Below are 9622 nucleotides of genomic sequence, written 5' to 3'. Positions count from 1 at the left end.
TCTTTTTCAACCGAGCTGGATGTCTAAATTATAATTGGTCGCTCTGCCTATATAGTGGAAGGCATCAAAAAACTTTTGCCAATCCAATCTATGGATTCCTACCAGGCAGAAATTGAATTTGACGATGAACTTGTGAGGGGAGATTTTATCCACTTCATGGTTTCAAATTCTGTCTCAGTTGGTGGTTTTAACCTCTTTGACGACAAGGTTGGCCTTACTGATGGAGTTTTTGAAGTGACTCTGGTCAAAAAACCAGAATCTATAGTTGATCTTAATAAGATTATCCAGTCCTTAACAACTGGCGAATCTAGCGATTTGGTAATCCAAAGGCAGGTCAAAAAAATAAGGATAAAAACCGAAAAAGAAGTTTCTTGGTCTCTTGATGGAGAATTTGGAGGCAAGACTACTGACTGTACGATAGAAGTAATCGGCAAAAGAATAAACATGAAAACTGGCATAATTGATTGAAATATCACTTCTAATGTGATATAGTAAACGATTAGCATAAGCGTAATCTCAAAGTTATGGTATAATATAAGTGGGAAAACCTAGGAGGTTATGATGTTTAAAGTAGGCGACAAGATAGTTTATCCAATGCACGGTGCAGGGGTTATTGATGCAGTTGAAAAGATTGAGTTTATGGGTGAGGAAAGAGAGTATTACATCCTAAAAATGCCTATAGGCGAGATGGACATATCAATTCCTGCGGATAACATGAAAGATGCTAATATTAGATTTATTATCAGCAAGGAAGAAGGATTAGAAGTCCTAGCTATCCTTGACGACAAGCCAACTGAAATGAATTCTAATTGGACCAAGAGATATAGGGACAACCAAGAAATTTTAAAGACTGGCGATATCTTTGAAATAGCAAAAATGGTTAGAAATCTAGCTATACTAGATAGTGACAAAGGACTTTCAACAACTGAGAAAAAACTTCTAAATAGGGCAAGGCGTATCCTTGCTAGTGAGCTTGTCATGGCAGGTTCTCTAGAAAAAGAAGAAGCAGAGAAAATGATAGACGAATCTATTGGTTTATAGTCTATTAATATAAGGAGATTTTATGAAAAGAGTAATCAGATTAGTTTTTATACTAATCGGAGCTGTTCTTGGCATAGTAGTCTTCGGAATAGTTAACGCCGCTTTTGGGCTAGTCCCTGATAGCGGCAAATTACTTCTGTGGGCAAAAGTCATATCATCAGCTCTATTTGCAATAATTTTTTATTTTGCAACAGATCCTATATCCAGACGTGCTGCCGTGAGTCTGTCGATATTTGAAAAGAAAATCAGCAAATTGCCTGCTGCCAACCTAGTCATAGGCGTAATCGGCATCATCTTAGGATTTTTGATAGCAACCCTAGTATCCACACCACTTACCAAACTATCCCTACCATTTATGGGAAATTCATTTTTTGTGCTATTATCTATTTTATTATATATTGGTTTTGGTTATTTAGGTTGGAAACTAGCCTACAAAAATTCAGATGATCTTTTAGCCCTCCTGACTAGGTCCAGGGAGATAAAAAAAGACGGCGGAGAATTTTTTGATAGGTCAAACCTTACAGCAAGTCCAAAAGTCCTTGATACATCAGTAATCATAGACGGCAGGATTTTGGATATCATAAATACAGACTTTCTCGAAGGAGAACTTATTGTGACAGAATTTGTCCTAGAGGAACTCCAACACATAGCCGATTCCCCAGACGATCTCAAAAGAGAAAGGGGTAGGCGTGGTCTTGATATAATAAATAAAATTAAGGAATCTGATAAAATCAAACTTACAGTCCTAGATAAGGATTATAAGGATATCAAGGAAGTTGATGCCAAATTATTAAAGCTTGCCCTAGACTTAGGAGCCAAGGTCTTTACCAATGATTACAACCTAAACAAGGTTGCAGATGTCCAAGGCATCCCGATTTTAAATATCAATGACCTGGCAAACTCCCTAAAACCTGTGGTAATCCCGGGCGAGAGGATGGAAATAGAAGTCATTAAAAAAGGCAAGGGCAAAAACCAAGGAGTTGGTTACCTTGAAGATGGGACTATGGTTGTAGTTGAAGATGGCCAAGATCTAATTGATCAGACCATCAAAGCCAAGGTCACATCAGTACTTCAGACCTCAGCAGGCAGGATGATTTTTGTAAGGGCAGAAGATGTATAAGGGAAAATTTTTATCAGCGGTAATAACTGCAGCAGGTTCTGGAACTAGGATGGGTATGGATATAAACAAACCCTACCTAGAAGTAGGAACGAAGAAGGTTTTGGAATTAAGTCTTGAAACTGTAACAAGCATAGAAGAATTTGATGAGATAATCTTGGTTGCAAGGGAGGAAGATTTTCCCCTTGCGACTGAGATTTTATGTCTTTTTAGAGATCCTAGAATAAAAATGGTCCAAGGTGGAGCTTCTAGGGAAGAGTCAACCTACAAGGGTCTATCTGCCCTAAATCCTGATTCTGACTTGGTTTTAAACCATGACGGTGTAAGACCATTTGCATCTAGGGGTCTTTTTTTGAGAGTTTTAGAGCAAATGGAAGCCTACAAGGCAGCCATAACTGCAACTAAATCCAAGGATACAATCAAGGTTGTAAATGAAAATGGGGAGGTAGACTTCACCCCAAATAGGGAATTTGTCTACAATATCCAAACTCCACAGGCCTTTGACACTAGGCTAATAAAAAAACTCTACCAAAAATATTTCAAATCAGAGGCGAAAATCACTGACGATAGCCAATTGTTTGAATTTTTTGATAGAAATGAGCCTGTCAAGGTGGTCGAAGGTGAATATTCCAACATAAAGATAACGACAGCAGAAGATATAATCTTTGCCAAGGCATTTATAAAGGGGGAAAAATGAGAGTAGGAATCGGCTACGATGTGCATAAATTAGTAAAAGATAGGGACTTGATTCTTGGCGGGGTAAAATTTGACTACGATTTAGGACTCTTGGGCCATTCTGATGCAGATGTCCTAACCCACGCCATTATGGATGCGATTTTGGGAGCCCTTGCTCTGCCTGATATTGGTAATCTTTTCCCGGATACAGACCCAGTCTACAAGGATATTTATTCGATAGACCTTTTGGATAGGGTGGTGGAGAAAATGTTTGAAAAGGGCTACAAAATTGGCAACCTCGACTCTGTTGTCATCTGTGAAATGCCAAAAGTCGCCCCAAAAAGAGAAGAAATTGTAAACTTACTTGCCTCTCACCTTAAAACTGACCAGGCAAATGTGTCAGTAAAGGCATCTACCAGCGAAAAATTAGGTTTCACTGGCAGAGGCGAAGGGATAGAAGCAAGAGCCATAGTATATTTGGAGGAAATAAATGCGTAAATTTATTACAAGCGAATCAGTAACTGAAGGCCATCCAGACAAGGTCTGCGACCAAATTTCAGATGCAATTCTGGATGCCTGCCTAAAAGAAGACCCAAAAGCTAGAGTGGCAGCAGAATGTATCACAACTACAGGCCTGGTCCTAGTTGTAGGTGAAATGACCACTGAAGCCTATGTACCAATAGAAGAAATTGTAAGAGAAACTATTAGAGAAATCGGATATTCTGACCCAAGTCTTGGTTTTGACTACGAAAACGTGGCGGTTTTAACATCAATAAATAGCCAATCACCAGATATTGCCCAGGGAGTTGACAAGGCAAGCGAATACGAGGATAGCCATGACGACTACGATAAAATCGGGGCAGGTGACCAAGGCATGGTTTTTGGCTATGCAGATGATGAAACAGAAGTATATTTGCCAATGTCAGTAAAACTTGCCCAAGATTTGGCAAAAAGACTAGCCACAGCCCGCAAGGAAGGCATAATTGACTACATTAGACCAGATGGCAAGAGTCTTGTGACTGTTGAATACGATGATGATAAACTGGTAAGGCTTGATTCAATCGTAATTTCAACCCAACACAAAGACGGAATCCCAATGGATCAAATCCGCCAAGATATAATAGAAAAAGTCATCAAAGAAGTAGTACCAGCAAAATTACTTGATGATAAAACCAAAATCTTTGTAAACCCAACAGGCAAATTCGTAATCGGTGGCCCAAAGGGAGATTCTGGTCTTACTGGTAGAAAGATAATCGTAGACTCCTACGGTGGCTATTCTAAGGCAGGTGGCGGAGCATTTTCTGGCAAGGACCCAACAAAGGTAGACAGGTCAGCAGCCTACATGGCAAGGTACGCTGCCAAAAATATGGTAGCAGCAGGTCTTGCAAAAAAATTAGAAATCGGAGTATCCTATGCTATTGGAGTAGCAAGACCTCTATCAATCTTCGTCGACAGTTTCGGCACAGGTAAATATGACGATGAGAAATTAAAACAAATCATAGAAGAAAACTTCGACTTTAGGCCACAAGCAATCATAGATAAGCTTGACCTAAGACGCCCAATCTACAAAAAAACCGCAGCCTACGGCCACTTTGGTAGGACAGAAGCTGAATTTACTTGGGAAGGCTTGGATAAGGTAGAAGATTTAAAAAAATATTAAGTAGAAAAAGCTTGTAAATTTTCTTTACAATAATATTTAAAATTTAAGAGCAAATAAAAAATCGTCCCCATCAGACTTATCTGATTAGAGGACGATTTTTTTGTATTTTATAAAACTATATCCTTACCTTCCAAAATTAGGTTCATATTCCTAACAGAACACATTGCCCCACACATAGTGCATGTTTCCTTTTCTTCTGGTTGGGAAGAAGCTCTGTAGGTCCTGCATTTTTCTGGGTCCATGGCAAGCTCAAACATACCATTCCAGTCTAGTTTTTGCCTTCTCTTGCTCATTTCAAGGTCAATATTTCTAGCATCCTTAAGTTTAGCTATATCGCCAGCATGGGCTGCTATTTTGCTTGCGACTATACCTTCTTTTACGTCATTTACATCAGGAAGTCTTAAGTGTTCTGCTGGTGTAACATAGCATAAAAAGTCAGCACCGTGGCTTGCTGCTATGGCTCCACCAATGGCTGCAGTTATGTGGTCGTAGCCTGGAGCTATGTCTGTAACAAGAGGTCCTAGGACATAAAAAGGAGCCTTGTGGCAGAGTTTTTTCTCAAGCCTTACATTTGTTTCTATATCGTCAATTGGAACGTGGCCTGGACCTTCTATGATAACTTGAACGTCCTTTTCCCAAGCTCTCTTGGTAAGCTCGCCTAGGGTGATAAGCTCAGCTATTTGTGAAGGATCTGTTGCATCGTTGATACCACCTGGTCTTAGGGAATCTCCCAAAGAAAGGGTCACGTCATACTCCCTTAGGATATCCAAAAGTTCATCGAAATATTCGTAGAAAGGATTTTCCTGGTTATTCATATACATCCAACCAAATAAGAGAGAACCACCACGGGATACTATTTCGTTTACCCTCCTATTTCTCATAAAGATTTCAGCATTGGCCCTATTTATACCACAATGGATAGTAACAAAGTCTACCCCATTTTCTGCGTGGTTTCTAACTACGTCTAAAAATTCCTTAGCCTTTATGTAAGATAGGCCCTTATCCAAAAATCCTACAGCATCATACATAGGCACAGTACCAACCATGGCTGTTGATTTTTCAATAAGTCTTTTCCTGAAATCTTGGGTTTTACCATAGTTTGACAAATCCATAATGGATTCAGCCCCCATCTGAAGAGCCATATCAACCTTTTCCATCTCCAAGTCAAGGTCATTTAAGTCCTTGGAAATACCTAGATTCACATTGATTTTAGTCCTAAGACCTGTACCAATACCCTCTGGTGAAATAGAATGGTGGTTCTTATTTCTAGGAATAACAATTTCGCCCTTGGCAATCTTATCTACCAAATATTCGCAAGAAACATTCTCCTTCTCAGCAACAATCTTCATCTCTTCAGTCACAAAACCATGTTTTGCAGCTTCCATCTGTGTCTTAAATTTCATAAATTAAAAAAACCTCCTAAAATTTTATAGGAGTATAAACATGCTTCATCCCTTGCAGGCATTACCCTGACCGGTATAAATGGTCGAAGTCAAAACTTCCTCTCAGCACATAGCTCCCATAGATCATTAATTTACAAGTAATATTATAAAATAAAAATCAAATTAAGTAAAATAAAATTGAAAAAAATTTAACAGGCAGAAAAATAAACGCTAATTTAGCAAAGTTTGGCGAAAACCAAACGAGCCCAGCAAAATCTGGAACTTCGAAACTAATTCTCTTTTTTATCGGGCAATGATTTCTAATAGAAAGCCCCGTTAAGAAAACTGATTGTTTGAGGCGAAGCCGAGTTATCAGTTTTTAGGGGCTTGAATATTAGAAATCAGAGGGGATATACGTAATCTTATACAAGGTAATTCTCTCTACTAAAAAAAGCTTGCGATTAGCAAGCTTCTATTTTCGCACTCCGCTTAAGGAGCCGCTCGGGGGTGAAACGGAAAGGGGGGGCTGGGGGAACCCGATGAGGGGGCATGCGGAAAGCCCCCTTGGGGTTCCCCCAGATACGAAGATTCAATAGTAAATAAAATAATAATTTAAAAGATAAAATAATAATTTATATTGGATAAGAAAGTCCCATCTTGGGCCTCCTCCTTTTTACGGAGCAGTCATGTCGATGACTGAAATAATATATAAGATATAGTTAATCTCGGATTAACAAAAAAGATGATTCAATCTCGGATTGAAGAAAAAAAGATAATATTCCTGGAATAATAGACTCACTTAGTGAAAAAATCCTTGGGTTCCCCCTATGAACGGAGAGGTCATGTAAATGACCTAGATTATTATTAAGATACAGTTAATATCGGATAAAAAAAGAAAAAAATAATTTATCTTGGATAAAATAAGATTTATAGTTTAATATTTCACAAAAAGTAATATAATATAATTATAAGGCCAAATGCCTAATGCAAAAAATTTTAAGGCCCAGTGCCGAGCGAAAAGGCATAGTGCCTAGCAAAAAAAGGCCCAGTGCCTAAGTAAAAGTAATAATAGAAAAGGAATTAAGATGTCAAGATTTAGAAGGTCGGTTGCGATAGACCTTGGTACAGCAAGTGTGCTTGTTTTTGTTAATAACAAAGGAATAGTATTAAATGAACCGTCTGTCATAGCCGTTGATGTCCTATCTGACGAAATCCTTGCTGTTGGCAGTGATGCCAAGAAGCTTATTGGCAGGGCTTCTGGAAATGTTGCTTGTATTACACCTATGAAAGCAGGTGTGATTGCAGATTTTAAGGCAACTGAAAGGATGCTTGATTATTTCCTTAAAAAATCTGTAAAGAAGTCTCTTTTTAAGCCAGACCTTTTAATTTGTGTGCCAGCTAGGTCTACCCAGGTGGAAAAGCGTGCTGTTATCCAAGCTGCTGAAAATGCTGGTGCTCATAGGACCTACCTTATCGAAGAGCCTCTCTCAGCCGCACTTGGGGCAGGGATTGATATTACAGATCCTAAGGGGTCTATGGTTGTTGATATTGGTGGTGGAACTTGTGATATAGCAGTTATTTCTATGGGCCAAATCATCGCTTCTAGGTCGGTTGATGCTGCAGGTAGGTCTTTTGATAGGATTATCAAGGATTTTATCAGGAGCCGTTATGGGCTTTTGATTGGGGATACTTCTGCTGAATCAATTAAGGAGCAAGCTTCTTACCTTACCCTTGATGATTCTTTTGAGGTTAAGGGTAGGAGTATTACAAATGCTCTTCCTGCCAAGGTTTATATACCAGTATCAGAGATTAAGGATTGCCTTAGGGGTGAGATTGACAAGATTGTGGAAGGGGTTAAGAAGGTTCTCGAGGTGACTCCTCCAGAGCTTGCTTCAGATATTTTCGATAGGGAAATTATTTTAACTGGTGGAGCAGCTTTCACAATTGGTCTAAAAGATAGGATAGAAGAGAAGTTTCAAATTAGGGCTAAAATTGCTGATTCCCCACAGGAATGTGTGATTAAAGGCACAGCCAAGGCCCTAAACTGGATTGACAGTTTAGATGAAAATAGGAATGAAGCTATAAAAGCAAAACAAGAAGAAAACGAAGCTTTTGAAAAACTTAGGAGAAGATAATGACAAAAAAATTAGTATTAGTAAGACACGGACAAAGCGAATGGAACCTAGCTAACAAGTTTACAGGTTGGGTAGATGTAGACCTTTCTGAAAAAGGTGTAGAAGAAGCCAAAGAAGCTGGTAGAAAGATTAAAGAAGCTGGTATTAGATTTGACCACGCTCACACATCTGTTCTAAAAAGAGCTATCAAGACTTGTAACTTTGTTCTTGAATATTCTGACCAAATGTATGTTCCACAAAGCAAAACTTACAGACTTAACGAAAGACACTACGGTGCTCTTCAAGGCCTAAACAAGGCAGAAACAGCTGAAAAATACGGTGATGAACAAGTTCACATTTGGAGAAGATCTTACGATACACTTCCACCAGAAATTTCTGAAGAAGAAAAGGAAAAACAAGCACATTTACCAATGTTTGCCCACCTTCCAAAAGATGTTATCCCAGGTGCTGAAAACCTCAAAGTAACTCTTGAAAGAGTACTACCATATTATTTTGATTGCATAGCTCCAGAACTACTTGAAGGTGAAACAGTCCTAGTAGCAGCTCACGGTAACAGCCTAAGAGCACTTGCAAAACACTTAGAAAAGATTTCTGATGATGATATCATGGACTTAGAAATCCCAACAGGTCAACCACTCGTTTACGAACTAGACGACGAACTAAACGTAATCAAAAAATACTACCTATAAAATTTTAAAATTTTTCCCAGACCCTGGCACGCCTAGGGTTTGGGCTTTTTTTCTTGACACATCTTTGATAATTTGTTAATATATAATCTTACTAGTGGCATAAATTTATGCGAGTAAAGACAATTTGTTTTTTTTTATTTGTTTTAAATATTTATAAAATTATGACAATTTTTATTAGAAATGGCTACATATAAGCGAAAACATACATGATATTGTCATAACAACCACTTTATATTTTTCTGGAATCATTTATTTATTATAAAAATTTAGCAAAATATTAAAAAAGCTTATTGACATTACTTTATAATAGTAATATGATAATTAACAGAGGATAATGTAGAAAGAGGACATTATGAGAATAGCATCAATAGAAAATGAAAATGGCGTATCAGGCCTAATTAATTCTCATTTTGATAAAAATGAGGTTGTTGTAGAAAAAATAGAATCTATTGACGAGCTCTTGTTTAAGGATTGCGGTATTTATGACCTAATCCTGGTGGATATGACCCACAACAGGTGCTTGCAATTTATCCAATACATAAAGCAGAAAATGAACATTCCGGTTATCTACCTAACAGAAAGATACCAAAAAAATCCTTATGAGCAGGAACTTGATGACAAGGACTTTGTGATTCATTCCTTTACCCGTGAGGAATTTATAGATGATATTTTTAAGAAGGTAGAGGAATTATCAAAGGCTGATGTGGTAGAGATGGGATCTTGTACTTTAGATGAGGCAAACGGTATCTTTAAGGTAGGCAACAAAATCCTTGACCTAACTAAGTCAGAACTTACAATTTGTTCAATCTTGATTCACTCTGTGCCTAAAATTCTTTCTAAAGAAGCCATCGTAGATGAGATGAAAAAGAGGGGCTTAAATACCACTCCAAGATCTGTTAGGGAACATATCAGAAAGATTAGGT

The 9622-nt window shown here is 38.1% G+C and carries 10 protein-coding genes and 1 riboswitch; of the genes, 9 read left to right on the top strand and 1 reads right to left on the bottom strand.

Annotation, left to right across the window (positions count from 1 at the left end; all coding sequences use genetic code 11):
• Window positions 1-54 precede the first annotated feature (54 nt).
• The 6 genes from RQ907_RS05980 (at window position 55) to metK (ending at window position 4493) form a co-directional block, all read left to right on the top strand.
• Complete coding sequence (locus RQ907_RS05980) at window positions 55-468, top strand: hypothetical protein (protein WP_311492469.1); 414 nt, start codon at window positions 55-57, stop codon at window positions 466-468.
• A gap of 93 nt (window positions 469-561) precedes the next feature.
• Window positions 562-1041 (top strand): CarD family transcriptional regulator, encoded by a 480-nt coding sequence (locus RQ907_RS05975; protein WP_037326245.1) that lies wholly within the window; start codon window positions 562-564, stop codon window positions 1039-1041.
• Window positions 1042-1063: 22 nt separating this feature from the next.
• Complete coding sequence (locus RQ907_RS05970; RefSeq protein ID WP_311492468.1) at window positions 1064-2161, top strand: PIN domain-containing protein; 1098 nt, start codon at window positions 1064-1066, stop codon at window positions 2159-2161.
• On the top strand, window positions 2154-2855 hold the full coding sequence (ispD, locus tag RQ907_RS05965) for a 2-C-methyl-D-erythritol 4-phosphate cytidylyltransferase (RefSeq protein WP_311492467.1): 702 nt from the start codon (window positions 2154-2156) through the stop codon (window positions 2853-2855). The genes RQ907_RS05970 and ispD overlap by 8 nt, the downstream gene beginning before the upstream one ends.
• Window positions 2852-3331 (top strand): 2-C-methyl-D-erythritol 2,4-cyclodiphosphate synthase, encoded by a 480-nt coding sequence (gene ispF / locus RQ907_RS05960; protein WP_311492466.1) that lies wholly within the window; start codon window positions 2852-2854, stop codon window positions 3329-3331. Before ispD ends, ispF begins: the two co-directional genes overlap by 4 nt.
• Entirely contained in the window at window positions 3324-4493 is a 1170-nt protein-coding gene (metK, locus tag RQ907_RS05955; RefSeq protein WP_311492465.1) for a methionine adenosyltransferase, read from the top strand. The genes ispF and metK overlap by 8 nt, the downstream gene beginning before the upstream one ends.
• A gap of 107 nt (window positions 4494-4600) precedes the next feature.
• Here the strand turns inward: metK and thiC are convergent, their stop codons facing one another.
• Window positions 4601-5896 (bottom strand): phosphomethylpyrimidine synthase ThiC, encoded by a 1296-nt coding sequence (gene thiC, locus RQ907_RS05950; RefSeq protein ID WP_311492464.1) that lies wholly within the window; start codon window positions 5894-5896, stop codon window positions 4601-4603.
• Between the two features lie 30 nt (window positions 5897-5926).
• A riboswitch (TPP riboswitch) is annotated at window positions 5927-6026 on the bottom strand.
• Window positions 6027-6960: 934 nt separating this feature from the next.
• Here thiC and RQ907_RS05945 point away from each other — a divergent pair.
• The 3 genes from RQ907_RS05945 to RQ907_RS05935 all read left to right on the top strand — a co-directional run.
• Window positions 6961-8010, top strand: a complete 1050-nt coding sequence (locus tag RQ907_RS05945; RefSeq protein WP_311492463.1) for a rod shape-determining protein — start codon at window positions 6961-6963, stop codon at window positions 8008-8010.
• Window positions 8010-8699, top strand: coding sequence for a 2,3-diphosphoglycerate-dependent phosphoglycerate mutase (gene gpmA, locus RQ907_RS05940; RefSeq protein ID WP_311492462.1), 690 nt, complete (start codon window positions 8010-8012; stop codon window positions 8697-8699). Before RQ907_RS05945 ends, gpmA begins: the two co-directional genes overlap by 1 nt.
• 352 nt (window positions 8700-9051) lie before the next feature.
• The coding region (locus tag RQ907_RS05935; protein ID WP_311492461.1) for a DNA-binding response regulator at window positions 9052-9622 on the top strand (571 nt) is incomplete at its 3' end.

The organism is uncultured Anaerococcus sp. (assembly GCF_963510575.1).
Taxonomy (GTDB): domain Bacteria; phylum Bacillota; class Clostridia; order Tissierellales; family Peptoniphilaceae; genus Anaerococcus.
Note: the sequence above shows the minus strand (reverse complement) of the source record. Positions and strands in the feature narration are given on the sequence as shown.

What these genes read in the sequence shown, in the direction of transcription:
- RQ907_RS05975 (WP_037326245.1), top strand. Translation starts at nt 562, where the DNA reads ATGTTTAAAGTAGGCGACAAGATAGTTTATCCAATGCACGGTGCAGGG.
- RQ907_RS05970 (WP_311492468.1), top strand. Translation starts at nt 1,064, where the DNA reads ATGAAAAGAGTAATCAGATTAGTTTTTATACTAATCGGAGCTGTTCTT.
- ispD (WP_311492467.1), top strand. Translation starts at nt 2,154, where the DNA reads ATGTATAAGGGAAAATTTTTATCAGCGGTAATAACTGCAGCAGGTTCT.
- ispF (WP_311492466.1), top strand. Translation starts at nt 2,852, where the DNA reads ATGAGAGTAGGAATCGGCTACGATGTGCATAAATTAGTAAAAGATAGG.
- metK (WP_311492465.1), top strand. Translation starts at nt 3,324, where the DNA reads ATGCGTAAATTTATTACAAGCGAATCAGTAACTGAAGGCCATCCAGAC.
- thiC (WP_311492464.1), bottom strand. Translation starts at nt 5,896, where the DNA reads ATGAAATTTAAGACACAGATGGAAGCTGCAAAACATGGTTTTGTGACT.
- RQ907_RS05945 (WP_311492463.1), top strand. Translation starts at nt 6,961, where the DNA reads ATGTCAAGATTTAGAAGGTCGGTTGCGATAGACCTTGGTACAGCAAGT.
- gpmA (WP_311492462.1), top strand. Translation starts at nt 8,010, where the DNA reads ATGACAAAAAAATTAGTATTAGTAAGACACGGACAAAGCGAATGGAAC.